This window comes from Mycobacterium sp. NGS33 (assembly GCF_059812885.1).
Map to the genome: position 1 here is coordinate 24,728 of NZ_JCALDN010000007.1, position 26,107 is coordinate 50,834.

Sequence of the window (26,107 nt, forward strand, 5' to 3'; positions counted from 1 at the left end):
GACATGCGTGGATGTCGCACCCTGGCACGTCGTCCATGGCCTGACAAGCCGGTGGGCCGGGGTTTCGTCGCCCGGCTCAGGCGCGTGGTCTACGCTGCGTAGTATTCGATATCCGAGCAGGAGGCGCTAACGTGACCCCTCGCGAGCAGGACCGTTCGCAACGTTTGTCGCAGGGCAGGTTTCGGCGCCATTCCGCGGGCTCCGGAAGCCGGGCGAGGGGCGTTTCCCGTCGTCTTCGGCCGTTCGCGCTGGCCATGACGTTGGGTGTGCTGGCGCTGTTCCTGAGCGGGTGCAGCAGCTGGGCGGACGCGCTGGCATTGGGCTGGCCGCGCGGCATCACGCCGGAGGCCCACCTCAACCGGGAACTGTGGATCGGCGCGGTGATCGCCTCGCTGGTGGTCGGCGGCATCGTGTTCGGGCTCATCTTCTGGGCCTCGGCCTTCCACCGCAAGAAGGCGACCGACACCGAGCTGCCGCGGCAGTTCGGCTACAACATGCCGCTGGAGCTGGTGCTCACGGTGACACCGTTCCTCATCATCTCGGTGCTGTTCTACTTCACCGTCGTGGTGCAGGAGAAGATGCTGCACCTGGCCAAGGATCCCGAGGTGGTCATCGATGTCACCGCCTTCCAGTGGAACTGGAAGTTCGGCTATCAGCGCGTGGCCTTCAAGGACGGCACCCTGAACTACGACGGGACGGACCAGGCGCGCAAGAAGGCGATGCTGTCCAAGCCGGAGGGCAAGGACGCCCACGGTGAGGAGCGCGTCGGCGCCGTGCGCGGCTTCAACACCTCTGACCGGCAGTACCTGAACTTCGACAAGGTCGAGACGCTGGGCTCGAGCGAGGAAATCCCGGTGCTGGTGCTGCCGACCGGCAAGCGCATCGAGTTCGACCTGGCCTCCGCGGACGTGGTGCACACGTTCTGGGTGCCGGAGTTCCTGTTCAAGCGCGACGTGATCCCCAACGCCGACGCGAACAACTCGGTGCACGTCTTCCAGACCGAGGAGATCCAGCAGCCGGGCGCGTTCGTGGGCCACTGCGCGGAGTTCTGTGGCACGTATCACTCGATGATGAACTTCGAGGTTCGGGTGGTGGCGCCCAACGACTTCAAGGCCTACCTGCAGCAGCGGATGGACGGAAAGAGCAACGCCGAGGCGTTGCAGGCGATCGGGCAGCCGCCACTCGCGGTGACCACCCATCCGTTCGACACCAAGCGCGGTCAATTGGCCGGAAGCCAGTAGGTTAGGACACCAAATGCATATCGAAGCCAGGCTATTCGAGTTCATCGCCGGGTTTTTCATTGTGGTTGCCGTGCTCTACGGGGTGCTGACGGCGATCTTCGCCACCGGGGGCGTGGAGTGGGCGGGCACCACCGCGCTGGTGCTGACCGGCGGCCTGGCGTTGATCACGGCGACGTTCTTCCGGTTCGTCGCGCGGCGCCTGGACACCCGGCCCGAGGACTACGAGGGTGCCGAGATCAGCGACGGAGCAGGCGAATTGGGCTTCTTCAGCCCGCACAGCTGGTGGCCGATCCTGGTCGCGCTGTCGGGCTCGGTGACCGCGGTCGGCATCGCGCTGTGGCTGCCGTGGCTGATCGCCGCCGGGGTGATGTTCATCCTGACGTCGGTGGCCGGTTTGGTCTTCGAGTACTACATCGGTCCCGAGAAGCACTGATTCGCGGCATAAAGGTCACAATCAGATCACGTGATCGCCTGCGCCGTTCGCCACGACCGTTTTGCCCCTTTGGGGTTCGGTAGTGTTTTGCCCAGGCAAACGAGGAGTTTCCCAGCGCGCCCGCGTCGATGTGATCGCGGAGTCTTGGGCGCAGGTGAGGCAGTCGAACAGGGTAGGCAAAGGCAGAGATGAGCGGGTCGAGACCCCCGGAATGGGATCCTGACGCACCCGACCCTGCCGACCCGATCAGCCACGAACCAGAGCCCGGCGGCGAGCCGGCCGACGAGCTGGAACCCGGCGCGCACGGCGACGTCGCGGGTGAGCCGGAACCCTTCGAGGACAGCGCCGAACTGCCCGCCGCGAACCAGACCGATGAGACCGACGCGTACTCGCGGGCCTACTCGGCTCCGGAATCCGAGCACTTCACCAGCGGGCCCTACCTGCCTGCCGATCTGCGGCTCTACGAATACGACGACTTCGACGAGGCCGCCGCCGGCGACGACGAGCGCAGCACCGCGCGCTGGCCGTGGGTGGTCGGGGTCGCCGCAATCGTCGCCGCGATCGCGCTCGTCGTCTCCGTATCGCTGTTGTTCGCCCGGACCGATACCACCAAGCTCGCCAACCCCGGAACCACCACCGCGCCGTCCACGCCGCCACTGCAGGACGAGATCACGACCACCAAGCCACCGCCCCCGCCACCGACGACCGAACCGCCGCCGCCCCCGACAGCAACGGAGACCCAGACTGTGACGGTGACGCCTTCTCCGGCACCGCCGCCCCCGCCCGCCCCCGCACCGGCGCCGCCGCCGGCGACGTCCACGGCGGCCGCGCCCCCGCCGCCCACGACGCCGACGGGTCCGCGGCAGGTCACCTACTCCGTGACCGGCACCAAAGCCCCGGGCGACATCATTTCGGTGACCTACGTCGACGCGTCCGGCCGGCGCCGCACGCAGCACAACGTGTACATCCCCTGGTCGATGACCGTCACCCCGATCTCGCAGTCCGACGTGGGCTCGGTGGAGGCGTCCAGCCTGTTCCGGGTCAGCAGGCTCAATTGCTCGATCACCACCAGCGACGGAACCGTGCTCTCGTCGAACAGCAACGACTCGCCGCAGACGAGCTGCTGATGGTCAGCAGATATTCGGCTTATCGGCGTGGGCTGGGCGACGACACGATTGCGCCCGAGGTCGTCGACCGCATACTGATCGGCGCCTGCGCCGCGATTTACCTGGTGCTGCTCGGTGTCAGCGTGGCGGCCGCCGTCGCCCTGGCGGATCTGGGCAGGGGCTTTCACAAGGCGGCCAGCAGCCCGCACACCACCTGGGTGTTGTATGCCGTCATCATCGTCTCGGCGCTGATCATCGCGGGCGCGATCCCGATCCTGCTGCGGGCCCGCCGGATGTCGCAGTCCGAACCCGCCGCTCAGGCGATGACCGCGCCGACGCGCGGGCCGTCACGACCTCCGATGCGGCTGGGGACCGCCACGCTGCACACGTCGGCGCCGGCGGCCTCCGGCGCCGAGTGGTCGGGCGAGGCGGTCGACCGAGTGTGGTTGCGCGGCACCGTGATACTGACCGGCACCATGGGCGCGGCATTAATCGCGGTCGCGACGGCGACCTACCTGATGGCGGTCGGTCACGACGGCGCGTCGTGGGTGGGCTACGGGTTCGCCGGCCTCATCACCGCGGCGATGCCGGTGGTCGAGTGGCTGCACATTCGCCAGCTGCGCAGCGTCGTCGCCGACCAATAGCCAGTACCGGGAACCGGGGGAGCGCGGGGTCGCACCGCATGCACTCTGCGTGACGATGCCGTCGACACATAAACCACTGCGACGACACGCCCCGTGCGTCGTCGCAGTGGTTTATGTCTCGCGGTTACGCCCGGCTCCAGCGGGCCCCAGGCACGAAATAGCCCGGCTCCTTCGCCGGCCGCGTGGGGCCGATGAGGAGCCGGGCTATCCGGGCTATCCGCTAGTGCTCGCCGTTGGTGGAACCGTTCGTCGAACCGTTGAGGCCGTCCTGGTATTCGCGCAGCGCGGTCAGGGCGCGTTGCTCGGAGCCGTGCGCCGCCTCCCGCAGGGCCGCGTCCTCGGACAGCGGGTCGGCGAACAGGAAGCTACCGCTACCCGGGGATCCGCCCGAGCCCAGCTTGTTCATCTTCTTGGGCAGGGGCGCACCCTGGTACGCCAGCGGCAGCGGGTGGCCGTGGTCGTCGACCGGGCCCAGCGGCTGGTGCAGCTCGATGTAGGCGCCGTGCGGCAGCCGCTTGATGATGCCGGTCTCGATGCCGTGCTCGAGCACCGCGCGGTCGCTGCGCTGCAGTCCGATGCACCACCGATAGGTGATGAAGTAGACCACCGGCGGGACGATCACCATGCCGATGCGCCCGATCCATGTCGTCGCGTTCAGCGAGATGTCGAACTTGAACGCGATGATGTCGTTCATCGCGCACAGCGTCAGCAACATGTAGAACGCGATCGCCATGGCCCCGATCGACGTGCGCACCGGCACGTCGCGCGGGCGCTGCAGCAGGTTGTGGTGCGCGTAGTCACCGCTGAACCGCTTCTCCAGGAACGGGTAGACGATCAGCAGACCGAAAACCCCGCCCATGATCAGCGCCACCCAGACCACCGCCGGGATGGTGTGGTGCCAGAAGTAGAACTCCCACGGCGGCCAGATACGGGCCAGGCCTTCGGTCCACATCATGTAGAAGTCGGGCTGCGAACCGGCAGAGACGTGAGATGGCTTGTAGGGGCCCAGGTTCCAGATCGGGTTGATCTGCAGCAGGCCGCCCAGCAGGCCCAGCACGCCGACGATCGCGGCGAAGAACGCGCCGGACTTGACCGCGAACACCGGCATCACTCGCACGCCGACCACGTTGTGCTCGGTGCGGCCGGGGCCGGGGAACTGGGTGTGCTTCTGGAACCACACCATGGCCAGGTGCAGCCCGATCAGCGCCAGGATGATCCCGGGCAGCAGCAGGATGTGCAGGGCGTACATCCGCGGGATGATGTAACCCGCTGTGGCGCACTCGCTTCCGACGCCACCGCAGGGGAAGTCACCGCCGAACAGGGCCCAGTGCAGCCAGGTCCCGATCACCGGCATGCCCAACGTGATCGAGGACAGCGCGGCGCGCAGCCCGATGCCGGACAACAGGTCGTCGGGCAGCGAGTAGCCGAAGTAGCCCTCGAACATGGCCAGGATCAGCAGCAGCGAGCCGATGACCCAGTTGGCCTCACGCGGGCGCCGGAAGGCGCCGGTGAAGAAGATGCGGGCCAGGTGCACCATGATCGACGCGGAGAAGATCAGCGCGGCCCAGTGGTGGACCTGGCGCACGAACAGTCCGCCGCGGACCTCGAAGGAAATATCGAGGGTCGACGCGAAGGCCTTCGACATGTCCACGCCGCGCAGCGGCTGATACGCGCCGTTGTAGGTGATCTCGCCCATGGACGGGTCGAAGAACAGGGTCAGGTAGACGCCGGTGAGCAGCAGCACGATGAAGCTGTACATCGCGATCTCGCCGAGCAGGAACGACCAGTGCGTGGGGAAGACCTTGTTGAGCTGTCTGCGCACGGCGGCCGACGGGTGATAACGCGTGTCGATGTCCTCACCCTGACGGGCCAGGACATCGCCGATCTTCGGGGGACTCAATTTCGGACTCATGTTGTCGTCCTCTCCCAGAATGCCGGTCCGACGGGCTCGACGAAGTCACCGTTGGCGACCAGATACCCGTTGGTGTCGATGGTGATCGGCAGTTGCGCCAACGCACGTGCGGCCGGCCCGAAAATCGGCTTGGCGAAGTGCAGCGCGTCGAACTGCGACTGGTGGCACGGGCACAAGATCCGGTAGGACTGCTCCTCGTACAGCGAGGCGGGGCAACCCAGGTGCGAGCACACCTTGGTGTAGGCGAAGAACTCACCGAAGTTGAAGCTCTCCTGGCCCTGCCGTTTGACCACGCGGCCCATGTCGGTGGGCCGAATCCGGATGAGCATCACCGGGTTTCGCACACCCTGGTTGATGGCCCGCAGCTTCTCCTGCGATTCGGGAGTGGTGCCGTCCCCGTCGGACTCCCGCCACGGGAAGACGGTTTCCATGCCGCCGGCGTCGAGGTCTTCGGGGCGCATCTTGACGAACGGCGACGTGGAGGCCGAACCGGTGGCACGCGCAAGGTAGATGGTCTCGCCGTGATAGCGCGGGGTCCAGCCGGAGGTCCACAGCACGGCCTTCTTGCCGTCGGCGGTCGGCACCACCGGCTTCCACGGGTTCTTGATCAGCCCGCCGGCAAACGCGACCAGGGTGGACAGGCCGAAGGCGCCCAGCCCCATCCCCAGCGACAGGCCGATCAGCTTGCGTCGACCGACCGTCGATCCCTGATACGCGTCGGCGAGGTTCGCGACCACCGTCTTGCGGTCGACGTCGCGCGAGGCGCCGTCGTGGCGGTCCTGGATCGAAATCTCTTCCGGGATAAAGCGTTTCTGATACAGGATGACGCCGACACCGATCGACAGGATCGCCATGCCGAAGGTCAGCCCGTACAGCGGAGTGGCCAGGTCGTAGAGGAAGCTGCCGGCTTCCTCCTTTGGCTTGTACTCCCACGGCCAGAACAAGAAGATCAGCAGTAGGGCCAGCCCGAAGAACCCGCCCAGCAAAAGCCAGAGGGCGACGCCACGCTCGGCGCGCTTTTCGGCTTTGGTGCCCTCGATCGGCCAGCGGGGTTCCTTGAAGACCGTTTCAACGCCGTCCAGCTTGCCGCCCAGGGCCACCAGTTCCTGCTGCGACATGGCGGCCAACGCCGCGTCGTCGGGCTCGCGCTCGCCGGTGCCGTGCGGGTTTCCGCCGGTGTCAGCGCCGCGAACGTCCGCCTCACTCATTTGCGCCGCTCCTCCTCATCGCTTCGCTCTGCATCGTCTCGGCGCGACTCATGCTCGTGCCCCAATCCACAGTGCCAGCCCGATGGCGGCGACCATCCCGATGATCCAGGCGGCCATGCCCTCGGGTGCGGGCCCGAATCCGCCGAGGCCGTAGCCGCCCGGCTGGCGCTCCTCGGTCACCGCCTTGATGTAGCCGATGATGTCCTTCTTGGCCTCGAACGACAGCTGACGGTCGGAGAACTTCGGCATGTTCTGCGGACCGGTCCGCATGGCCGCCAGGATCTGCTGCTCGTTGGCGGGCTCGAGGTCCGGCGCGTACTTACCCGACGACAGCGCCCCGCCCTTGCCGGTGAAGTTGTGGCACGAGGAGCAGTTCAGCCGGAAGAGGTCGCCGCCGCGTCCCAGGTCCGTGCCCCGCAGCGAGCGCATCGCCAGGCTGCCGTCCGGGTTGCGCACCGTCGTCGGGCCGCCGCCGTTGGCCTGGACGTAGGCGCCCAGGGCGTCGACCTGCGCCTCGTCGAAGATCGGTTCCTTGCGCGGCGCCTGGGCCTCACCGGTCATCGCGGGCATCCGGCCGGTGGACACCTGGAAGTAGACGGCTTCCTCGCCGACGCCGATCAGGCTCGGGCCGCGGTCGGGCACGCCCTGCAGGTTGGCGCCGTGGCAGGACACGCACGACGTGTCGAACAGCTGCTTGCCGGTGCGCAGCAGCGCCGAGTTCGACTCGTCGGCGACGGCCACCTGCGGCCGCGGAGTCAGGATGGCGGCCAGGCCACCGGCGATGGTCAGCGCGATCAGCAGTAGCAGGCCACCGGACAGCCGGCGACGAAGCCGCCGCCGCGAACGGTCGCGCTGCCCCTGCGGCGGCTTGGCCGCACCGGATCGGGTCGATCCCAGTTTCTTCAACCGAGCACTCCTGTTCGTCCAGCGCCTGCTCATCGGATGAAATAGATCACGGCAAACAGCGCGATCCACACGATGTCGACGAAATGCCAGTAGTACGACACGACGATGCTGGCCGTAGCCTGCGCCGGCGTGAACTTGCTCATTGCGGTGCGGGCCAGCAGGAAGATGAAGGCGATCAGACCGCCGGTGACGTGCAGGCCGTGGAACCCGGTCGCCAGGTAGAACACGCTGCCGTAGGCGCTGCCGGGGATGGTGGTGCCGTGCGTCACCAGGTGGAAGTACTCGTAGCCCTGGCCGCAAACGAAGAACAGGCCCATCAGGAAGGTGAGCACGTACCAGCGGCGCAGCCCGAACACGTCGCCGCGCTCGGCCGCGAACACCCCCATCTGGCAGGTGAACGAGGACGCGATCAGCACCAATGTCACCGGGACGGCCTGATACAGGTTCAGTTCGGTCGGCGGCGGCGGCCACTTTCCGCCCGATTGGGCGCGAGCGGTGAAGTACATCGCGAAAAGGCCAGCAAAGAACATCAGCTCGCTGGAAAGCCAGACGATGGTGCCGACGCTGACCATGTTGGGTCGGTTCAGCGAATGCACCCGCGACGTAATTGCAGTACCCGAAGTCCCGGCAGCGCTGGTCACATACGCAAGTATGACGCTTTGTAGTTGTTGATCTCCACCCGGGGCGGCATTTGAGGTCTGGCGCGTCCCGGTCGCGCGCGCGCCGGTCGACGGTTGGGGCCGGTGTGGTCCTCGTGGGACCATCGGCGCGTGGTTTCGACATCCCAGGCTTCGTCGTCGGGCGCTTCGCCGTCCGGCGCGCGCGCGCCGTCGTGGCCGCAGGTCCTGTCGCGTCTGACGGGCGGTCAGGACCTGACCCGCGGGCAGGCCGCCTGGGCGATGGACCAGATCATGGCCGGCGCCGCGACCCCGGCCCAGATCGCGGCCTTCGCGGTGGCGATGCAGGTGAAGGTTCCCACCTCGGCCGAAGTTATCGAGTTGGCCGACGTCATGCTCAACCACGCGCTGCCGATGCCCGCCGGCGCCATTCGCGACGACACGGTCGACATCGTCGGGACGGGTGGCGACGGCGTCAACACGGTGAACCTGTCCACCATGGCGGCGATCGTGGCCGCGGCCGCCGGCGTGCCGGTGGTCAAACACGGCAACCGGGCGGCATCGTCGTTGTCCGGCGGCGCCGACACGCTCGAGGCGCTCGGCATCCGGATCGACCTGGGGCCCGACGAGGTGGCACGCAGCCTCACCGAGGTGGGCATCGGGTTCTGCTTCGCGCCGCTGTTTCATCCGTCCTACCGGCACACCTCCGCGGTGCGCCGCGAAATCGGTGTGCCGACGGTGTTCAATCTGCTTGGGCCGCTTACCAATCCGGCCAGGCCCCGGGCGGGTTTGATCGGCTGCGCGTTCGCCGACCTCTCCGAGGTGATGGCGGGCGTGTTCGCCGCCCGCCGGTCCAGCGTGCTGGTGGTGCACGGTGACGACGGGCTCGACGAGTTGACGACCACGACGACGAGCACCATTTGGCGGGTGCAGGCCGGCACGGTGGACAGGCTGACGTTCGATCCGGCCGGATTCGGTTTTCCCCGAGCCGATCTCGACGACCTGCTCGGCGGTGACGCGCAGGCCAACGCGGCCGAGGTGCGCGCGGTGCTGGGCGGCCGCAAGGGTCCGGTGCGCGACGCCGTCGTCCTCAATGCCGCCGGCGCCATCGTTGCGCACGCCGGATTATCCAGCCGCGCCGAATGGTTGCCGGCGTGGGAGGACGGGCTGGGCCGCGCCTGCAAGGCCATCGATTCCGGTGCGGCCGAACAGCTGCTCGCGCGATGGGTGCGGTTCGGCCAGCAGCTCTGAGTCCCGCAGCGCCTGCGCCGACACCTGTTCGGCGGCCAGCCGCGCCGAGCGGGCCGTCGCGGCCCACGCCGACCAGGGGCCGGCCGACCGCAGCGGGGAGGCCCAGCCGTCCTCGGCGACCCGAACGATGCGCACCCCGGGCGCGGTCAACCACCGCGTGATGAGCGCGGTTTCCTCGACGAGCGCGCCGCCCAGGGGGGCCGGTCGGGGCAGAATTGCTTGTGCCCCAGCGACAATCGCGTCGACGACCGGCATCGGGGGCACGCCGCGCCTGGCGCTGCCCGCCGCGGCGAGCTGGCCGTGACGGATGACGGCCAGGTGATAGCCGCCCTGGCCGTCGGGCGCGGCGGCGATCAACTCGGGCAGCGCGGCCAGGGCGCGCAACCGCTGGCCGCGCCACAGCGTCTCGACCGCCGTGACGATGCGGTCGCGCAGCCGCGCGGCGCTCTCGAAGTGATGCCGCTGCGCGAGCGCGTCGACCTGGTCCACCGCCGATCTGAGCGCGCCGTTGTCCGCGCCGTCGATCAACGCCGCGACCCGCGCGACGGCGCCGGCGTACTGGGTGGCGGTCACCCCGCGTGCGGCCGGGCACGGTGACACCTCCGCCTCGGGGCAGGACGGCCCGTGCAACGCCGAGCGCCCCAGCCGGTTGGTGCAGGTGCGCAGGCCGGTGAACCGGGCCAGCAGGGCGGCCGTGTCGGCGGCGTCGGCGCGGGCCCGAAACGGGCCGACGGCGCGCTCGTGCCGCGGCGCCCGCACCACCGTCAGGCGGGGAAATGCCTCCTCGCTCAGCGCCACCCACCACCACCGGTGCGGAAACCTCGACCGGCGGTTGTAGGGCGGGGCGTGCGCGGCCAGCAGCCGCAGCTCGCGCACGCCGGCCTCCAGCGCATGCGCGCACTCGACGTGGTCGACCGCGCCGGCCAGCGCCACCATCTCCTTCATCCGGCCGCGGGGGTCGGCGCCGGTGAAGTACTGGCTGACCCGTCGTCGCAGGTCGACGGCGGTGCCGACGTAGAGCACTTCGCCCGAGGGCCCGCGGAAGAGGTACACGCCGGGCCGGCGCGGCAGGCCCTCGGCGAGCACCCGCTTGCGGCGCTGGGTGGGCGTCACGTCGGGCAGGTAGGCGCGCAGGTCGGCGTAGGTGTGCACGCCCTGATTGCCGATCCGTTCGATCAGGGCGTGCAGCACGTCGACGGTGGCGCGGGCGTCGTCGAGGGCGCGGTGGGTGGGCTGGGTGGCGACGGCGAACAGCCGGGCCAGCGAGGCCAGCCGCACGCTGGGCGCTTCCTCGCGGCTGAGCACCCGGCGGGCCAGCCGGACCGTGCACAGCACCTGCGGGCGCGGCCAGGCGATGTCGCACTGCTGCGCGGCGGCCCGCAGGAAGCCGACGTCGAACCCGGCGTTGTGGGCGACCAGCACGGTCCCGTGATCCAGGCCGGCGAACTCCAAGAACATGGGCAGCACGGCGTCGATGGCCGGCGCGTCGCAGACCATCGCGGTGGTGATGCCGGTCAGCTGCACGACCTGGGGCCGGATGCTGCGCCGCGGATCCACCAGCGTGGCGAACTCGCCGAGCACCACGCCGCCGCGGACCTTGACCGCGCCGATCTCGGTGATGGCGTCGGGAACGGTTCCGTCGGCGCCCTTGGTGCGCCCGCCGGTGGTCTCGAGGTCCACCACCACGAACGTGGTCTCGCGCAGGGAGAGCTCGTCGGGCGTGAACGGTGACCCCACGTCGGCGAAGCTCAGCTGCGTCGCACCCCGGGAAGCCACGGCGGTGACGTTAAGCCCGGCGACCGACAGCCACGCCGCTGCCACGCCGCAACGTGGGGAGGGATACCTGTCGGTGGCCGCGGTTACCGTTCGGGCAGTCCGGCGTGATGTTCGCCCACCAATGTGCCGGAGCCGACGCGAGAGGACCACCCGATGGCACCGAGAACCGAACCCACCGACCTCGGCACGACGCCGCCCAATCCGGGGACGCCGGTGGTGATCGACTGCGACGAATGCGCGGTGCGCGGCCCCGGCTGCCGCGACTGTGTCGTCAGCGTGATACTCGGGGTTCCGGATACTTTATTGCAGGACGAGCGCGCTGCTTTGGAGGTTCTCGCCGAGGCGGGCCTGGCGCCGCGCCTTCGCCTCGTCCCGATTCGTCGGGACCGTGGCTCTGGTGTAGCCTAATTGCCTTGTCCCACAAAGGTCCTCGGGCACGCGAAACGGTTCACATAGAAATGACAGGATTCTTTCTAATTTCTTAACCGCTTGCTTTGGACAAACGCCGATATCGTTTCGTAACCTGTTTGAGACCTAAACCAGCTCGACGCCTTTTTCGTCGATGGCCGTTTAAGGAAGCAAATCTTGAGGCTTGCATCTAGGTACCCGGTTGCGCGTGTCCTGACACGTTCGGCCATAGGGACGCTAGCTGGCTTCGCGATCTTGTCCGGTGTCGTGACGGCCCCCGTGTGGGCAGACCCGGCCGAAGACGCCACGGCAAAACTCAACCAACTGTCGCGCCAGGCCGAGCAGACCACCGAGGCCATGCACAGCGCCCAGCTGGACCTGAACGACAAGCTGGCCGCCCAGCGCGCGGCGGACAAGAAGCACACCGACGACCAGGCCGCGGTCGATGCGGCCAAGGCGCATCTGGCGTCCTACCAGGACTCGGTCAACAAGCTGGCCGCCGCGACCTACATGGGTGGTCACGTCGACGGCATGGAAGCCATCCTGACCGCGGGCTCGCCGCAGGGCCTGATCGACAAGCTGGCGGTGCAGCGCGTGATGGCCACGCAGATGGCCGACCAGATGAAGAGCTTCCAGATCGCCGGGCAGCAGGCCGCCAAGGCCGAGCGCGAATCCGCCAAGTCGGCCGCCGACGCCAAGAGCGCCGCCGAGCAGGCCGCCGCGGTCCGCGCGAGCCTGCAGTCCAAGCAGAGCCAGCTGCAGGTGCAGATCGCGGTGGTCAAGTCGCAATACCTTTCTTTGACCGCCGATCAGCGCACCGCGCTGGCCAATCCCGCGCCGCCTCCCGGCGCGCCGGCACCGGAAGCGGCGCCCCCGGGCGCGCCCGCGGGACAGGCGCCGGGCGAGGCGCCGCCCGCCGGCGGAATGCCCGGCATGCCCGGAACGGCCCCCGGCGGTGTCGGCGGCGGTGACCGTGCCACCGTCGTGCAGGCCGCGCTGACCCAGGTCGGTTCGCCCTACGTCTGGGGTGGCTCCGCGCCGGGCGGATTCGACTGCTCCGGCCTGGTGATGTGGGCCTTCCAGCAGGCCGGCATCTCGCTGCCGCACTCCAGCCAGGCGCTGGCTCACGGCGGCCAGCCCGTCTCGCTCGGGGACCTGCAGCCCGGTGACGTGCTCACCTTCTACTCCGACGCCTCGCACACCGGCATCTACATCGGTGACGGCATGATGATCCACTCCTCGACCTACGGCGTGCCGGTCCGGGTGGCGCCGATGAGTGCCGGCGGTCCGATCTACGACGCTCGCCGTTACTAGACACCCCGGAGCGCGCCGCCGGCGGCTCTCGATACTGCTGGCCTGGGTTTTCGTCGTCGAACTCGTGGTGGTCGCGGCGGTGCCGTTCGACGCCCAGCGCGAAGCCCGGATCCGGCCCGCTCAGCTGGTCACGCCCGCCCGCAGCCAACCCGGCGCGTCGGCCAGGTCGATCGCCGTGGGCGACCGCACCGTGCGGCTGGTGGGGCTCGGCGGCCCGGCCAGCGACCGGCTGCTGTCCCGGGTGGGCGCGGGCATGGGCGCGGCGATCACCGCGGTGGAGTCGTTCTGGGGTACCGACTGGGCCCGCGAGATTTCGGTGGTCGCGGCGGGCACGGACGAGGAATTCCGCGCCGCCGCCGGCGGGGGACCGGCGTCGCAGTGGGCCGACATCGCGGCAGTGACGGTGGTCGACCGCCTCGATCCCGTTCGCCGGGTCGCCGACGGCGAGCGGATAGTGTTCGCGCCGGGGGCGGCCACCATGAGCGCGGCGTCATTGCGAATCGTGTTGGCCCACGAGCTTTTTCACTACGCCGCGCGCGCCGACACCGCCGCGGATGCGCCCCGCTGGCTCACCGAGGGGGTGGCCGACTTCGTTGGGCGCCCGCCGACCCCGGTGCCCGCCGAGACGCTGCTACCCATGACGCTGCCCACCGACGGCGATCTCGATGTGCCGGGCGAGCAGCGCTCGCTGGCCTACGACCGCGCGTGGTGGTTCGCCCGATTCGTCGCCGACACCTATGGACCGCCGAAGTTGCGCGACCTCTACCTGGCCGCCTGCGGCGTCCGGCACACCGACATGACCGTCGCCGGTCAAGACGTGCTGGGTGACAGCCCGGCGGGCCTGCTCACCCGCTGGCATCAGTGGCTGGGCCACTAGGCGGCATCGCCCCGCTGCGACCGTGTGCACCGGGCGCATCGCCGTCAGGCTAGCCTGACGCAGGTGAGTCGGGTCCTGCTGGTTACCAACGACTTTCCGCCCCGCCCGGGCGGCATCCAGTCGTACCTCGGTGAGTTCGTCGGCCGGCTGGTCGACGGCGGCCCGCATTCGGTGACGGTGTACGCGCCGCAGTGGAAGGGTGCCGACGCCTTTGACCGCTCAGCCCAGGCCGCCGGCTATCGGGTGGTGCGCCATCCGGGCACGCTGATGCTGCCCGGCCCGGCGGTCGACGCCCGGATGCGGCGGTTGATCGCCGAGCACGGCATCGACACCGTCTGGTTCGGCGCGGCCGCGCCGCTGGCGCTGTTGGCCCAGCGCGCCCGCGGGGCCGGGGCGAGCCGGGTTCTGGCCAGCACCCACGGCCACGAGGTGGGGTGGTCGATGCTTCCGGTCGCCCGCTCGGTGCTGCGCCGCATCGGCGACGACACCGACGTCGTCACGTTCGTCAGCCGCTACACCCGGTCGCGGTTCGCGCCGGCGTTCGGGCCCAAGGCGTCGCTGGAGTATCTGCCGTCCGGAGTGGACACCGACCGGTTCCGGCCCGACCCGGCGGGCCGGGCCGAGCTGCGGGCCCGCTACGGGTTGGGCGAGCGGCCCACGGTGGTGTGCGTGTCGCGGCTGGTGCCGCGCAAGGGCCAGGACATGCTCATCAGGGCCCTGCCCTCGATCCGGCGACGGGTCGACGGCGCGGCATTGGTCGTCGTCGGCGGCGGGCCCTATCAGGACTCGCTGCGCGCGCTGGCCCGCGAGTGCGGGGTGGCCGACGACGTGACCTTCACCGGCGGCATCCCGGCCGCCGAGTTACCCACGCATCACGCGCTGGCCGACGTGTTCGCGATGCCGTGCCGCACCCGCGGCGCCGGGCTGGACGTCGAGGGGTTGGGCATCGTCTTCCTCGAGGCCTCGGCGACCGGCGTGCCCGTCATCGCCGGCAAGTCGGGAGGAGCCCCGGAAACGGTGCGGCACAACAAGACTGGGCTGGTCGTCGACGGCCGCGAGGTGGACCAGATCGCCGACGCCATCACCGAATTGCTGACCGATCGCGACCGGGCGGCCGCCATGGGCGCGGCCGGGCGCGAATGGGTGATGGACCAGTGGCGCTGGGACACCCTGGCGGCGCGGCTGGGCGCGCTACTCGGCGGACCGGGCAGCTAGTCCTTCTCGTAGATGGCCTCGATGTCGGAGGCGAACTTCTCGGCCACCACGTTGCGCTTGACCTTCATCGTCGGCGTCAGCTCACCGGTGTCCTCGGTGAAATCGACCGGCAGGATGCGGAACTTGCGGATCGATTCCGCATGGGACACAGCCTGATTGGCGTCCTTGATGGCCGCGTCCACCTCGGCGACCAGGTCGGGGTCGGTGGCCAGGTCGCCCACGGAGGTGCCGGCGCCCTTCTGGTTGCGCTGCTTCCAGCCGTCGAACGCTTCGGGGTCGATGGTGATCAACGCGCCGATGAACGGCTTGTTGTCCCCGACGACCATCGCCTGACTGATCAACGGGTGGGCCCGCAGCCGGTCCTCCAGGACGGCCGGCGCGACGTTCTTGCCGCCGGCGGTCACGATGATCTCCTTCTTGCGCCCGGTGATCTTCAAGAAGCCGTCCTCGTCGAGCACGCCCAGGTCCCCGGTCCGGAACCAGCCCTCGGTGAAGGCGTCTTCGGTGGCCTGCTCGTTGCGCCAGTAGCCGGTGAACACCACGCCGCCGCGGACCAGCAGTTCGCCGTCCTCGGCGATGCGCATGCTGTTGCCGGGCACCAACGTTCCGACCGTGCCGATCTTGACGTTGCCGACCTGGTTGACGGTGATCGCCGAGCTGGTCTCGGTCAGGCCGTAGCCCTCGTGGATGGTCAGGCCCACGCCGCGGTAGAAGTGGCCCAGCCGCGAGCCCAGCGGCGCGCCGCCCGAGACCGCGGCGTGGCAGTCGCCGCCCAGCGCGGCGCGCAGCTTGGTGTAGACCAGCCGGTCGAACAGGGCGTGCTTGGCGCGCAACACCGGCCCGCGGCGGCCGCGGTCCTGCGCCTCGCTCCAGTCGACGGCGGTTTGCACGGCCGCGGCGAAGATCCGGCCCTTGCCGTCGTTCGAGGCGTTCTGCTCGGCGGTGTTGTAGACCTTCTCGAACACCCGTGGCACCGACACCACGACGGTCGGCTTGAACACCGCGAACTGCGGCACCAGGTTCTTGATGTCGCTGGTGAAGCCGACGGTCACCTTGTTGGCGAACGCGGACAACGTCAGTGAGCGCGCCAGCACGTGAGCCAGCGGCAAGAAGACCAGCAGCCGCTGGCCCTCGTCGAGCAGCGTCGGCAGGCTCTCCTTGGCGCCGCGGGTCTCATACAGCAGATTCGAATGCGTCAGCTGGCAGCCCTTCGGCCGCCCGGTGGTGCCCGAGGTGTAGATGAGGGTCGCCGGATCCGAGGCCCGCAGCGCCTCGAGGCGCGCGGTCAGCTCGGCCGGTTCCACCGACGCGCCGGCCTCCACGAGCTGGTCGAGCGCCTTGGGCCCCGACCCGTTGATGTGCAGCACCCGGCGCAGGGCGGGCAGTTCGGCGGTCAGCTCGGTGACCATGGCCGCGTGTTCGTCGGTCTCGGCGAATGCCAGCACGGCCTCGGAGTCCTGCAGCACCCAGCGCACCTGCTCGGCCGACGACGTCTCATAGATCGGCACGGTGACCGCGCCCACCGACAGGATCGCCAGGTCGAGGATCGCCCATTCGTAGCAGGTGGCACAGAAGATCGACACGCGGTCGCCGGCCTGTACTCCCAGGGCGATCAAACCCAGTGCGGCCGAGCGGATCTGCTCGGCCGCCTCGCCGCAGGTGACGTCGGTCCACTCGCCGTCGACTTGGCGTTGGTAGATGACGAAGTTGGGGTCGTCGCGCTCGTGTTCGAAGACCATCGCGGCGATGTTGTCGCTTTCGCCGACGGAGAAGCGGGCGGGGACGCTGTACTCACGCACTCTTGTGACCTCGATTGACCTCGTGGAGATTCCCGGGAGCGGGTTGCTGCCGACCAGCCTAATCCGCGCGTTGAGCCAGTACGGTCAGAGTGGGTCGGGCGGGGGCCGCGATTGCCCGCGGCGGCGTCCGGTCCGCCCTCGGCGGGGCGCCGCGGGCCGGTGTGTGAAGCTGGGGTCATGAACAGCATCCAGATCGCGGATGAGACGTTTGTCGCCGCCGACGGCGCACGGGTCGGCGCCGCGGTGGCCGAGCAGTCGAGCTGGCGACGCTGGTGGCCGGACCTGCGGCTGCAGGTCGTGGAGGATCGCGGCGAAAAGGGCATCCGGTGGTCGGTCACCGGCGCGTTGACCGGGACCATGGAGGTGTGGCTGGAGCCGTCGCTGGACGGCGTCGTGCTGCACTACTTCCTGCACGCCGAGCCGACCGGGGTGGCGGCCTGGCAGCTGGCCAAGCTGAACTTGGCGAAGATGACGCACCGCCGTCGGGTGGCGGGCAAGAAAATGGCCTTCGAGGTCAAGACGACACTGGAACGGTCACGTCCGGTCGGAGTTTCTCCGGTAGTTTAGCCGGGTCAGGTCCTGCCGGAGAGTACCGTGTCGGACCGAGACCCGCGGGGTCCGCACATTCGACAGCGGTCGATCCGTTTGCGGGAGAGAGGGCAGCAACCAGGTGGCGGAGAAGACGACGCAAACCATCTACATCGAGGCCGACCCGGCCACCGTGATGCAGGTGATCGCGGACATCGATTCCTACCCGCAGTGGATCTCGGAGTACAAGGAAGCCGAGGTCGTCGAGAAGGACGGCGACGGCTACCCCAAGGTTGCGCGGATCGTCATGGACGCCACGGTGATCAAGGACACCATGGTGATGTCCTATGAGTGGCCCAAGGATCGCCAATCGGTGAGCTGGACGCTGGTCTCGAGCTCGCTACTGCGTTCGCTGGAAGGCTCATACCGGTTGGCGGCCAAGGGATCTGGCACCGAAGTCACCTACGAACTCTCCGTCGATCTGGCCATGCCGATGATCGGCCTGCTCAAGCGCAAGGCCGAGCGCCGCTTGACCGACACCGCGCTGAAAGATCTGAAGAAACGAGTCGAGGCTGAGTGAGTCCACTGAATTCGGAGCGCCTGCCCCGGCCCGGATCAGCCTTTTCGTCGGCAAAGGTGGGGTAGGGAAATCCACCCTGGCTTGCGCCACCGCTGTCGGTGCCGCGAGCGCCGGCCAGCGCGTGCTGGTGGTTTCCACCGACCAGGCGCACTCGCTGGGTGACGTGCTGGGCGTTCCGGTATCGCCGAGTCAGGGCGACCCGGTGCGGGTACTCGCCGACCTCGAAACGGGGCAGACGGAGGTCGGCGGCGGATTTCTCGATGCGCTCGCCCTGGACACGCTGGCCCTGCTCGAGGTCCGCTGGCATGAGGTCGTCGCCACCCTGGATCGCCGCTTTCCCGACTCTGAACTGAGTACCATTGCGCCCGAAGAACTTTCGGCCCTCCCCGGGGTACAGGAAGTGCTGGGGCTGCACGCCGTCGGCGAGCTGGCCCGCAGCGGGCGATGGGATCGGGTGGTGGTCGATTGCGCGTCGACCGCCGACGCGTTGCGGATGCTGACGTTGCCCGCCACCTTCGGGCTCTACGTCGAGCGGGCCTGGCCGCGGCATCGCCGACTGTCGGTCACCGTCGACGACGCCCGGTCGGCGGCGGTGGTCGAGCTGCTCGAACGGATCAGCTCTCACGTCGAGTCGCTGAGCGCGCTGCTCACCGACGGCGATCTGGTGAGTGCGCACCTGGTGCTGACCCCCGAGCGGGTGGTCGCGGCCGAGGCGGCCCGAACGCTGGGTTCGCTGGCCCTGATGGGCGTGCGCGTCGAAGAGCTGATCGTGAATCAGGTTCTGCTGCAAGACGACTCGTATGAGTACCGCAACCTGCCCGAACACCCCGCTTTCTACTGGTACACCGAGCGCATCGCCGAGCAGCGCGGCGTGCTCGACGAGCTCGACGCCACCATCGGTGAGGTGGCGCTGGTGATGACCCCGCATCTGTCCGGCGAGCCGATCGGCCCCAAGGCGCTGAGCGGGCTGCTCGACGCGGCGCGGCGCCGGGGCGGCACGGCCCCGCCGGGCCCCCTGCGGCCCACCGTGGACCTCGAATCCGGGACGGGACTGGCGTCCATCTACCGAATGCGGCTGGCGTTGCCGCAACTCGATCCGTCGGGCCTGACCCTGGGCCGGGTCGATGACGATCTGATCATCAGCGCCGGGGGATTGCGGCGCCGGGTTAGGTTGGCATCAGTACTTCGGCGGTGCACGGTGCTGGACGCACATCTACGGGGTAGCGAATTGACGGTGCGTTTTCGACCAGATCCGGAGGTGTGGCCGAAGTGAGTGGTGGGGGTCATTCCGACATCGGTCCGGAACTGCGGAGGCTCGCCCAGACGATCCTGGACGGCATCGACCCCGCGGTCCGCGCCGCGGCGGCGCTGACGGCCGGCGCGGGCGTGGGCACCGGCAAGTGCCAGCAGGTGTGGTGCCCGGTCTGCGCGCTGGCCGCGCTGGCCACCGGCGACCAGCACCCGTTGCTCACCGCGATCGCCGACCACAGCATCGCCCTGCTCGAGGTGGTTCGCGACATCGTCAGCGACATCGACCGGTCCGCCAAACCGACACCGGAGCCGCCGCCGGACGGTCCGCCCGGGGGCGCACCCGGCGCGCCCGCCGACGCCGCGTCGCGGACCCGGTATGAGCCCATCCCGGTCACGCTCGAGGAGTGAACCGCCTGCGTCGCAGGTGGTCGGTTCGGGTGGGGATGGGTACAGTTGGCGCAGAACATCAGCGGGTATAGCCGAGAGGGAGGGCCATGTGGTACTGGCTGTTCAAGTACGTGCTCCTCGGCCCGCTGCTATCGCTGCTGGGGCGGCCGAAAGTTGAAGGCCTAGAACACGTTCCGAGCTCCGGGCCGGCGATACTGGCCAGCAACCACCTGGCGGTCATGGACAGCTTCTACCTTCCGCTGGTGGTGCGCCGCCGAATCACCTTCCTGGCCAAGTCGGAATACTTCACCGGCACGGGTTTCAAGGGCTGGTTCCAGCGGTGGTTCTTCACGGCCGTCGGCCAGGTGCCGATCGACCGCACCGACGCCGACAGCGCCCGCGCCGCGCTGACCACCGCGCAGCAGGTGCTGAGCCAGGGCAAGCTGCTGGGCATGTACCCCGAGGGCACCCGGTCGCCGGACGGCCGGCTGTACAAGGGCAAGACGGGACTCGCGCGGCTGGCGCTGGAGACCGGTGTCCCGGTCATCCCGGTCGCGATGATCGGCACCAACGTCGTCAACCCGCCCGGAACCAACATGCTGCGGTTCGGCCGGGTCACCGTTCGGTTCGGCAAGCCGATGGACTTCTCGCGCTTCGACGGGCTGGCCGGCAACCGCTTCATCGAGCGGGCCGTCACCGACGAAGTGATCTACGAGCTGATGGGACTGTCCGGTCAGGAATACGTCGACATCTACGCGGCGAGCCTAAAAAAGGGCGGTAACGACGGCGCGGCCAACGGCGAGGCCGTCCGGATTCCCGAAACCGCGGCCGGTTAGCCGACGGCGGTAACCGGCGCCAACTGCTGGGGGGCCGTGTCCCGCGACAGCCCGCGCGCGGTGACGGTGACTCCCACCGTGACGAGGACGGCCAGCGCCCACCACACGTAGGACATCCCGGCGAGCTGACGCCACCAGACGGCGCTCGCCTCGTGATGCTTGGGCAGCAGGTCGATGGGCGACCACCGCATCAGCGCCACCCCCACGGCACTGACCACCATCAGCGCCGCGTTGCGTCGCCGCCAGCCCACGATCCCCGTCACCAGCACCGCCGGCAGCACCCAGACCCAGTGGTGCGACCAGGACACCGGCGACACCACCAGCCCGAACAGCGCCACGCACACCAGGGCGAGCGCGGGTTCGTCGGCGCGCAGCGCCCGGCGCATCGCCCAGACGGTCACCGCCAACACCAGCAGCGACGCGGCCACCCAGAGCAGGGACCGTTCCTGCTGTCCCAGCCCCAGCCGGGCCAGCGCGCCGGCGATGTTCTGGTCGGTGTTCAACGACGCCGAACCGATGCGGTCGGTGTGCAGCAGGGTGTGCGTCCAGTACTCCAAGGAGTCGTTCCAGGCCAGCGCGAAACCCAGCAGCGTCGCCCCGACGAAAGACGCCAGCGCGGTCAGCGTCGCCCGGGTGTCGCGGCGCAACAGGGAGTAGAGCAGGAACACCGCCGGGGTCAGTTTCAGCGCCATGCCGACGCCCAGCAGCAGCCCGCGCGGCCACGGCGTGCGCCGCGGCAGGCAGTCGGCGATCACCAGTGTCATCAGCACCACGTTGATCTGGCCGAAGGCGAAGTTCGAGCTGATCGGTTCCAGCCAGACCGTCGCGGCCGCCGCGGTGACGATCGCCAGCCACCACCGGCGCTGCCAGGCCGGGCCAGGCAGGGTCGCCGAAGTGCTCCAGACGTCGAGGCGGGTCAGCACGATCACGGTCGACACGACCAGCAGCACCAGCGTCAAGGCGGTGATCGCGACGCTGGCGGTGGGCATGTGCATCCAGGCGAACGGGCAGAACACGATGGCGGCCAGCGGTGGATAGGTGAACGGCAGATCCACGATCGGCGTATGGAACAGCACGTCCCCGCGGTAGAGTGGGTGGCCGTCCATCCAGGCCCGCGCGCCCATCTGGTAGACGTCGATATCGATGCGATAGGGCGTGTGCCCGAACAGCTGCCACGCCGCGTAACTCAGCCCCGCGGCGGCGGTCAGCCAGGCCAGCCCCCACCACAGCGCCCACCGGGGGCCACGCTTACCTGCCAAGCCCGCCCCGGGCGCCTGCCGTGTACTCATGTCGCACAACAGCGTAATGGGTGCCGGGGGCCCGACCCGCCTGGTGCAGCGCGGGTCCCACGAGCCCGGCGCGGACAGGCGTACGTTTCAAGGGTGCTCCATTCGTTCGTGGCCGAGGTGACCCGGTGGTTCGCCCACGACGTATATGACCGCGGTCACCTGCCGTTGCTGTGCTGCCTGGTGGCCTTCATCCTGACGTTCTTCGTCACGCGAACCTGCGTGCGGTTCATCCGGCACCGCGCCACCGCCGGCCGGCCCGCCCGGTGGTGGCACCCGCGCAACGTCCATGTCGGGGGAGTGCACATCCACCACGTGACCTTCGGGGTGGTGCTGACCCTGCTCTCGGGCCTGACGCTGGTTACGCTGTCCATCGACGGGCATGAACCCGAATTCACCATTGCGGCAACATTTTTCGGGATCGGCGCGGCGCTGGTCCTGGACGAGTACGCGCTGATCCTGCACCTGTCCGACGTGTACTGGTCCGAAGACGGCCGCACCTCGGTGGACGCGGTCTTCGCCGCGGTGGCGGTGGCCGGGCTGTTGATCATGGGCCTGCACCCGCTGATGTTCTTCCTGCCGATCTGGCACAGCGCCGAGTCGACGGCGCTGCGGGCCGTCGTGGCCGGCGCCATGGCGTTGACGTTGCCGCTGGCCGTCGTGGTGGTGCTCAAGGGCAAGGTGTGGACCGGCCTGCTGGGCATGTTCCTGGTCATCCTGCTGGTCATCGGCGCCGTCCGGCTGTCGCGCCCGCATGCCCCGTGGGCCCGGTGGCGGTACTCCACGCAACCGGACAAGATGCGCCGGGCGCTGCAACGCGAGCGCAGGCTGCGCCGCCCGGTGGTGCGGGCCAAGCTGTACCTGCAGTGCGCCATCGCCGGCACACCGCGACTGCCCGACGAACGCACCGTCGACGCCACACTCGACCACGAGGTCCACCCCGCGCCGGCGCCCACCGGGCCGATTCTGATCAGTCGGTAGCCCGCGGCGGCCGTGCCGGCACTCATCGTCGCCGGCTGGGGCGATGGACCGCCTCCTCCTTCGTGCCGTGCCGGCACTCATCGTCGCCGGTCTAGGCTTTCTCCGGTGCGGTACTTCTACGACACCGAATTCATCGAAGACGGCCGCACCATCGAGTTGATCTCGATCGGGGTGGCCGCCGAAGACGGCCGCGAGTACTACGCGGTGTCCACCGAATTCGACCCCGAGCGCGCCGGGCCATGGGTGCGCGCCAACGTGCTGCCCAAGCTGCCGCCCCCGGCGTCGCAGCTGTGGCGCTCGCGCCGGCGGATCCGGGAGGACCTCGAGGAATTCTTCGGTGTCGGGGGCACCGAGCCGATCGAGCTGTGGGCGTGGGTGGCGGCCTACGACCACGTGGCCCTGTGCCAGCTGTGGGGCACCATGCCGGAGCTGCCGCGAGCGATACCGCGATTCACCCGCGAGCTGCGGCAACTGTGGGAAGACCGGGGCAGCCCCCGGATGCCGCCGCGGTCGTCCGACGCGCACGACGCGCTGGTCGACGCGCGCGATCAGCTCCGCAGATACCGGCTCATCACCGCCGGGGACTGAGACGGCGGCGGGACGCGCCCGGCCGGGCCGCGTTCCCGCAGATCAGCCCTGACCAGAGACCCCCGCGCCCCAGTTACGATGGACCGATGAACTGGACCGTCGACATACCGATCGATCAGCTGCCGCCGCTGCCGCCGCTGCCGACCGATCTGCGGGCGCGGTTGGACGCCGCCCTGGCCAAACCGGCCGCCCAGCAGCCGAGCTGGCCCGCCGACCAGGCGACGGCGATGCGCACGGTCCTCGAAAGCGTGCCGCCGGTGACGGTGCCCTCGGAGATCGTCCGGCTGCAGGAACAGCTGGCCCAGGTGGCGCGGGGCGAGGCTTTCCTGCTGCAGGGCGGTGACTGCGCGGAGACGTTCACCGAGAACACCGAACCCCACATCCGCGGCAACGTGCGCACGCTGCTGCAGATGGCGGTGGTGCTGACCTACGGCTCCAGCCTGCCGGTGGTCAAGGTGGCCCGCATCGCGGGGCAGTACGCCAAGCCCCGGTCGGCCGACATCGACGCGCTGGGGCTGAAGTCCTACCGCGGCGACATGATCAACGGCTTCGCCCCGGACGCCGCCGTGCGCGACCACGACCCGTCGCGGTTGGTGCGCGCCTACGCCAACGCCAGCGCGGCGATGAACCTGGTGCGGGCGCTGACGTCGTCGGGCTTGGCCTCCCTGCACCTGGTGCACGACTGGAACCGGGAATTCGTCCGGACCTCCCCGGCCGGCGCCCGGTACGAGGCGCTGGCCACCGAGATCGATCGCGGCCTTCGCTTCATGAGCGCCTGCGGGGTGGCCGACCGCAACCTGCAGACCGCCGAGATCTACGCCAGCCATGAGGCTTTGGTGCTCGACTACGAGCGGTCCATGCTGCGCCTGTCCGAGAGCGACACCGGCGAACCGCAGCTGTATGACCTGTCGGCGCACACCGTCTGGATCGGTGAGCGCACCCGCCAGCTCGACGGCGCGCACATCGCCTTCGCCGAGGTGATCGCCAACCCGATCGGCGTCAAGATCGGCCCGACGATCACCCCGGAGCTGGCCGTCGAATACGTCGAGCGGCTCGACCCGCACAACAAGCCCGGCCGCCTGACGCTGGTGAGCAGGATGGGCAACAACAAGGTTCGCGACCTGCTGCCCCCGATCGTGGAGAAGGTCCAGGCCACCGGTCACCAGGTGATCTGGCAGTGCGACCCGATGCACGGCAACACCCACGAGTCGTCCAACGGCTACAAGACCCGCCACTTCGACCGCATCGTCGACGAGGTGCAGGGCTTCTTCGAGGTGCACCGCGCGCTGGGCACCCATCCGGGGGGCATCCACGTCGAGATCACCGGCGAGAACGTCACCGAGTGTCTGGGTGGGGCACAAGACATTTCGGACACCGACCTGGTCGGCCGTTACGAAACCGCGTGCGATCCGCGGCTGAACACCCAGCAGTCGCTGGAGTTGGCGTTCCTGGTCGCCGAGATGCTGCGCGACTAGCGGCGCGCCGAAATCCACTCCGGCTGTGGGCCTTGCGGCGTCAGGCCGGCCGGGGCGGTGCGGCTTCGCCTCGAGGTGAACCGGGCTCGCAGGTTGCCCCACACGATGCGTGGTAGCAGGGCGGGATCGCGCAGCCGCGAGGGCGAGTCGATGAAGTTGGAGACCCGAAAGAAGCGTTCGGTCAAGACGGCGTCGTGGGTCGAGGCGTTCAGCGCAGCTCGGGACATCCAGTCCTGCAGTCGCGCGCGCACTCCGCGCGGCCGGTAGCCGCCGGACGTGGTCCGGTCCCTGAGCTGATTGGCGGCCCACGTCTGACCGATGTAGTGCGTCGTCGCCCGGAAAAAGCGTTGCGCCACTTGGGCATCTCCCGCCTGCAGGCAGTCGCGCAGGGTCAGCGCTTCCAGCGCGGCGATCGTCATGCCCTGGCCGTACGTCGGATCGAGACTGCACAACGCGTCGCCCATCACCAGCAAACCCGAAGGGAATTCGGCCATCTGGTCGTAGCGTCGCCAGATCGCGGCGCCGTGGTGATATGTCACGGCTTCCCCGATGGGATATGCGCGGCGCAGGCCCTCGATGATCGCCGGGGGCAAAGACGGCTCGGCCATCGCGAGCATCGCGGCGAAATCGGTGGGTGGCTCGCCGGCCTCGACCGGCACGCCGATCGCCAGCATGAACGTGTCGTGCTCATTGGCAAGCAACAAGCCTCCCGGCCTGCCGCCCCCGGGGTTGAACATCACCAGCCGCTGGGGGATCGATGCCTCGGGCATGCTCAACTGTTGGCTCGCGTAGCCATATCGGGCCACCACCCGATCCTCGGTTGGCCGTGGGTAACCCAGGCTCTCCAGGAACGCCGGGGTGCGCGCCGCTCGCCCCATGGCGTCCACCACCAGGTCGGCGTCCAGCGCCCTGAGAAAACCGTTGTAGCGCCGGGTGATTCGCACCCCGTTGACGATGTCCGCGGTGTTGAGAAGTTCGGACACGTCGTGCCCGTCGAGGAACGTCACATTCGGCAGGGCCTTGACGCGCCGGCGCAGGTGAAACTCCATGAACGGCCGGGTCGTCATGTGCAGCGCCAACGCGTCCGGATCGGCGAACGTGCCCGACTGTTTCATCTCGTAGCGCCCGAAGCGCACGTAGAACCGCGACAAATCGCCGTCGTCGACGACGACGGCCCCCGCCCTGGACAGGTCCTCGAGCAGGCCGGGAAACAGTTCCTCCAGCACCTGCAGGCCGCGGCTGTAGAAGTTGTGCAGGTGGCGGCCCTGGGGGATGCCCCTGCGGTGGCAGGGATAGTCGGGCAATCTGTCCCGCTCGACCACACTGACCGAATCGTAGAACTCCGAAAGTACGCGCGCGGCAAGCAAACCCGCCATTCCGGCACCCAGTACGACTGCGTGCTCGCCGAGCCGGTTCGGCGAGTCGACGCGATGCGTTGTCGAACCCATGCAGAAGCACGGTACACCAAAATTAAGAAAAATAAGAGAA

At 69.0% G+C, this 26,107-nt stretch carries 24 protein-coding genes and 1 pseudogene; 17 read left to right on the forward strand and 8 right to left on the reverse strand.

Going from position 1 to position 26,107, the window contains the following annotated elements:
• Positions 1-131: 131 nt before the first annotated feature.
• From ctaC to AC5Y5B_RS14345, 4 genes are all read left to right on the forward strand, one after another.
• Complete coding sequence (gene ctaC / locus AC5Y5B_RS14330; RefSeq protein ID WP_112634515.1) at positions 132-1,241, forward strand: aa3-type cytochrome oxidase subunit II; 1,110 nt, start codon at positions 132-134, stop codon at positions 1,239-1,241.
• Positions 1,242-1,254: 13 nt separating this feature from the next.
• Complete coding sequence (locus AC5Y5B_RS14335; protein WP_112634514.1) at positions 1,255-1,674, forward strand: cytochrome c oxidase subunit 4; 420 nt, start codon at positions 1,255-1,257, stop codon at positions 1,672-1,674.
• 188 nt (positions 1,675-1,862) lie between these two features.
• Positions 1,863-2,801, forward strand: a complete 939-nt coding sequence (locus AC5Y5B_RS14340) for an MmpS family transport accessory protein (protein WP_500005665.1) — start codon at positions 1,863-1,865, stop codon at positions 2,799-2,801.
• Entirely contained in the window at positions 2,801-3,424 is a 624-nt protein-coding gene (locus AC5Y5B_RS14345; RefSeq protein ID WP_500005666.1) for a DUF2561 family protein, read from the forward strand. Before AC5Y5B_RS14340 ends, AC5Y5B_RS14345 begins: the two co-directional genes overlap by 1 nt.
• 220 nt (positions 3,425-3,644) lie before the next feature.
• On the opposite strand, the gene qcrB is transcribed toward AC5Y5B_RS14345, so the two are convergent.
• From qcrB to ctaE, 4 genes are read right to left on the reverse strand one after another with little or no spacing between them, the layout of a single operon-like run.
• Positions 3,645-5,336 carry a cytochrome bc1 complex cytochrome b subunit gene (gene qcrB, locus AC5Y5B_RS14350; protein WP_500005667.1) on the reverse strand — a complete coding sequence of 564 codons (1,692 nt, stop codon included), beginning with the start codon at positions 5,334-5,336 and terminating at the stop codon, positions 3,645-3,647.
• The gene (qcrA, locus tag AC5Y5B_RS14355; protein ID WP_112634510.1) at positions 5,333-6,544 is read right to left on the reverse strand and encodes a cytochrome bc1 complex Rieske iron-sulfur subunit; all 1,212 of its coding nucleotides are present in this window, start codon (positions 6,542-6,544) and stop codon (positions 5,333-5,335) included. Before qcrA ends, qcrB begins: the two co-directional genes overlap by 4 nt.
• Positions 6,545-6,592: 48 nt before the next feature.
• The gene (qcrC, locus tag AC5Y5B_RS14360; protein ID WP_112634509.1) at positions 6,593-7,450 is read right to left on the reverse strand and encodes a cytochrome bc1 complex diheme cytochrome c subunit; all 858 of its coding nucleotides are present in this window, start codon (positions 7,448-7,450) and stop codon (positions 6,593-6,595) included.
• 29 nt (positions 7,451-7,479) lie between these two features.
• Positions 7,480-8,091: an aa3-type cytochrome oxidase subunit III gene (gene ctaE / locus AC5Y5B_RS14365; protein WP_112634508.1), complete on the reverse strand. Its 612-nt coding sequence runs from the start codon at positions 8,089-8,091 to the stop codon at positions 7,480-7,482.
• A 129-nt stretch (positions 8,092-8,220) separates the two neighbouring features.
• On the opposite strand from ctaE, the gene trpD reads away from it, so the two are divergent.
• Positions 8,221-9,318: an anthranilate phosphoribosyltransferase gene (gene trpD / locus AC5Y5B_RS14370; protein ID WP_133259276.1), complete on the forward strand. Its 1,098-nt coding sequence runs from the start codon at positions 8,221-8,223 to the stop codon at positions 9,316-9,318.
• Here trpD and AC5Y5B_RS14375 read toward each other — a convergent pair.
• Positions 9,256-11,244 (reverse strand): annotated as a pseudogene (locus AC5Y5B_RS14375) (DEDD exonuclease domain-containing protein); the annotation flags it as partial. The gene trpD and the pseudogene AC5Y5B_RS14375 overlap by 63 nt on opposite strands.
• 3 nt (positions 11,245-11,247) lie before the next feature.
• Here AC5Y5B_RS14375 and AC5Y5B_RS14380 point away from each other — a divergent pair.
• The 4 genes from AC5Y5B_RS14380 (at position 11,248) to pimB (ending at position 14,908) form a co-directional block, all read left to right on the forward strand.
• Positions 11,248-11,502 (forward strand): hypothetical protein, encoded by a 255-nt coding sequence (locus AC5Y5B_RS14380; RefSeq protein WP_500005668.1) that lies wholly within the window; start codon positions 11,248-11,250, stop codon positions 11,500-11,502.
• 177 nt (positions 11,503-11,679) lie between these two features.
• Entirely contained in the window at positions 11,680-12,816 is a 1,137-nt protein-coding gene (gene ripC, locus AC5Y5B_RS14385; RefSeq protein WP_289176418.1) for a peptidoglycan hydrolase RipC, read from the forward strand.
• A gap of 34 nt (positions 12,817-12,850) precedes the next feature.
• Positions 12,851-13,693 (forward strand): hypothetical protein, encoded by an 843-nt coding sequence (locus AC5Y5B_RS14390; protein WP_240631847.1) that lies wholly within the window; start codon positions 12,851-12,853, stop codon positions 13,691-13,693.
• A gap of 63 nt (positions 13,694-13,756) precedes the next feature.
• Positions 13,757-14,908, forward strand: coding sequence for a GDP-mannose-dependent alpha-(1-6)-phosphatidylinositol monomannoside mannosyltransferase (gene pimB / locus AC5Y5B_RS14395; RefSeq protein ID WP_112634743.1), 1,152 nt, complete (start codon positions 13,757-13,759; stop codon positions 14,906-14,908).
• Here the strand turns inward: pimB and AC5Y5B_RS14400 are convergent.
• On the reverse strand, positions 14,905-16,707 hold the full coding sequence (locus AC5Y5B_RS14400) for an AMP-dependent synthetase/ligase (protein ID WP_112634742.1): 1,803 nt from the start codon (positions 16,705-16,707) through the stop codon (positions 14,905-14,907). The genes pimB and AC5Y5B_RS14400 overlap by 4 nt on opposite strands.
• A gap of 177 nt (positions 16,708-16,884) precedes the next feature.
• Here AC5Y5B_RS14400 and AC5Y5B_RS14405 point away from each other — a divergent pair, with 177 nt between their 5' ends.
• From AC5Y5B_RS14405 to AC5Y5B_RS14425, 5 genes are all read left to right on the forward strand, one after another.
• Positions 16,885-17,274: a polyketide cyclase / dehydrase and lipid transport gene (locus tag AC5Y5B_RS14405; protein ID WP_112634741.1), complete on the forward strand. Its 390-nt coding sequence runs from the start codon at positions 16,885-16,887 to the stop codon at positions 17,272-17,274.
• Positions 17,275-17,377: 103 nt separating this feature from the next.
• Positions 17,378-17,815 (forward strand): SRPBCC family protein, encoded by a 438-nt coding sequence (locus tag AC5Y5B_RS14410; RefSeq protein ID WP_112634740.1) that lies wholly within the window; start codon positions 17,378-17,380, stop codon positions 17,813-17,815.
• On the forward strand, positions 17,808-19,088 hold the full coding sequence (locus AC5Y5B_RS14415; protein WP_500005718.1) for an ArsA family ATPase: 1,281 nt from the start codon (positions 17,808-17,810) through the stop codon (positions 19,086-19,088). Before AC5Y5B_RS14410 ends, AC5Y5B_RS14415 begins: the two co-directional genes overlap by 8 nt.
• Positions 19,076-19,474: a hypothetical protein gene (locus AC5Y5B_RS14420; RefSeq protein ID WP_500005669.1), complete on the forward strand. Its 399-nt coding sequence runs from the start codon at positions 19,076-19,078 to the stop codon at positions 19,472-19,474. The genes AC5Y5B_RS14415 and AC5Y5B_RS14420 overlap by 13 nt, the downstream gene beginning before the upstream one ends.
• Before the next feature lie 86 nt (positions 19,475-19,560).
• The gene (locus AC5Y5B_RS14425; RefSeq protein WP_112634738.1) at positions 19,561-20,289 is read left to right on the forward strand and encodes a lysophospholipid acyltransferase family protein; all 729 of its coding nucleotides are present in this window, start codon (positions 19,561-19,563) and stop codon (positions 20,287-20,289) included.
• Here AC5Y5B_RS14425 and AC5Y5B_RS14430 read toward each other — a convergent pair.
• Entirely contained in the window at positions 20,286-21,578 is a 1,293-nt protein-coding gene (locus AC5Y5B_RS14430) for a glycosyltransferase 87 family protein (RefSeq protein ID WP_500005670.1), read from the reverse strand. The genes AC5Y5B_RS14425 and AC5Y5B_RS14430 overlap by 4 nt on opposite strands.
• Before the next feature lie 108 nt (positions 21,579-21,686).
• Between AC5Y5B_RS14430 and AC5Y5B_RS14435 the strand changes: the two genes are divergently transcribed.
• The 3 genes from AC5Y5B_RS14435 to AC5Y5B_RS14445 all read left to right on the forward strand — a co-directional run bounded on the left by AC5Y5B_RS14435 (position 21,687) and on the right by AC5Y5B_RS14445 (position 24,619).
• Positions 21,687-22,556, forward strand: a complete 870-nt coding sequence (locus AC5Y5B_RS14435) for a hypothetical protein (RefSeq protein WP_430919958.1) — start codon at positions 21,687-21,689, stop codon at positions 22,554-22,556.
• Positions 22,557-22,661: 105 nt separating this feature from the next.
• Complete coding sequence (locus tag AC5Y5B_RS14440) at positions 22,662-23,144, forward strand: polyadenylate-specific 3'-exoribonuclease AS (RefSeq protein ID WP_112634736.1); 483 nt, start codon at positions 22,662-22,664, stop codon at positions 23,142-23,144.
• Between the two features lie 86 nt (positions 23,145-23,230).
• The gene (locus AC5Y5B_RS14445; protein WP_112634735.1) at positions 23,231-24,619 is read left to right on the forward strand and encodes a class II 3-deoxy-7-phosphoheptulonate synthase; all 1,389 of its coding nucleotides are present in this window, start codon (positions 23,231-23,233) and stop codon (positions 24,617-24,619) included.
• Here AC5Y5B_RS14445 and AC5Y5B_RS14450 read toward each other — a convergent pair.
• Positions 24,616-26,067 carry an FAD-dependent oxidoreductase gene (locus tag AC5Y5B_RS14450; protein ID WP_112634734.1) on the reverse strand — a complete coding sequence of 484 codons (1,452 nt, stop codon included), beginning with the start codon at positions 26,065-26,067 and terminating at the stop codon, positions 24,616-24,618. The genes AC5Y5B_RS14445 and AC5Y5B_RS14450 overlap by 4 nt on opposite strands.
• Positions 26,068-26,107 lie beyond the last annotated feature (40 nt).

Coding starts and splice junctions, on each gene's coding strand:
- AC5Y5B_RS14335 (WP_112634514.1), top strand. CDS start 1,255: ATGCATATCGAAGCCAGGCTATTCGAGTTCATCGCCGGGTTTTTCATT.
- qcrB (WP_500005667.1), bottom strand. CDS start 5,336: ATGAGTCCGAAATTGAGTCCCCCGAAGATCGGCGATGTCCTGGCCCGT.
- AC5Y5B_RS14405 (WP_112634741.1), top strand. CDS start 16,885: ATGAACAGCATCCAGATCGCGGATGAGACGTTTGTCGCCGCCGACGGC.
- AC5Y5B_RS14345 (WP_500005666.1), top strand. CDS start 2,801: ATGGTCAGCAGATATTCGGCTTATCGGCGTGGGCTGGGCGACGACACG.
- AC5Y5B_RS14430 (WP_500005670.1), bottom strand. CDS start 21,578: ATGAGTACACGGCAGGCGCCCGGGGCGGGCTTGGCAGGTAAGCGTGGC.
- AC5Y5B_RS14340 (WP_500005665.1), top strand. CDS start 1,863: ATGAGCGGGTCGAGACCCCCGGAATGGGATCCTGACGCACCCGACCCT.
- AC5Y5B_RS14380 (WP_500005668.1), top strand. CDS start 11,248: ATGGCACCGAGAACCGAACCCACCGACCTCGGCACGACGCCGCCCAAT.
- AC5Y5B_RS14445 (WP_112634735.1), top strand. CDS start 23,231: ATGAACTGGACCGTCGACATACCGATCGATCAGCTGCCGCCGCTGCCG.
- AC5Y5B_RS14425 (WP_112634738.1), top strand. CDS start 19,561: ATGTGGTACTGGCTGTTCAAGTACGTGCTCCTCGGCCCGCTGCTATCG.
- qcrA (WP_112634510.1), bottom strand. CDS start 6,544: ATGAGTGAGGCGGACGTTCGCGGCGCTGACACCGGCGGAAACCCGCAC.
- AC5Y5B_RS14450 (WP_112634734.1), bottom strand. CDS start 26,067: ATGGGTTCGACAACGCATCGCGTCGACTCGCCGAACCGGCTCGGCGAG.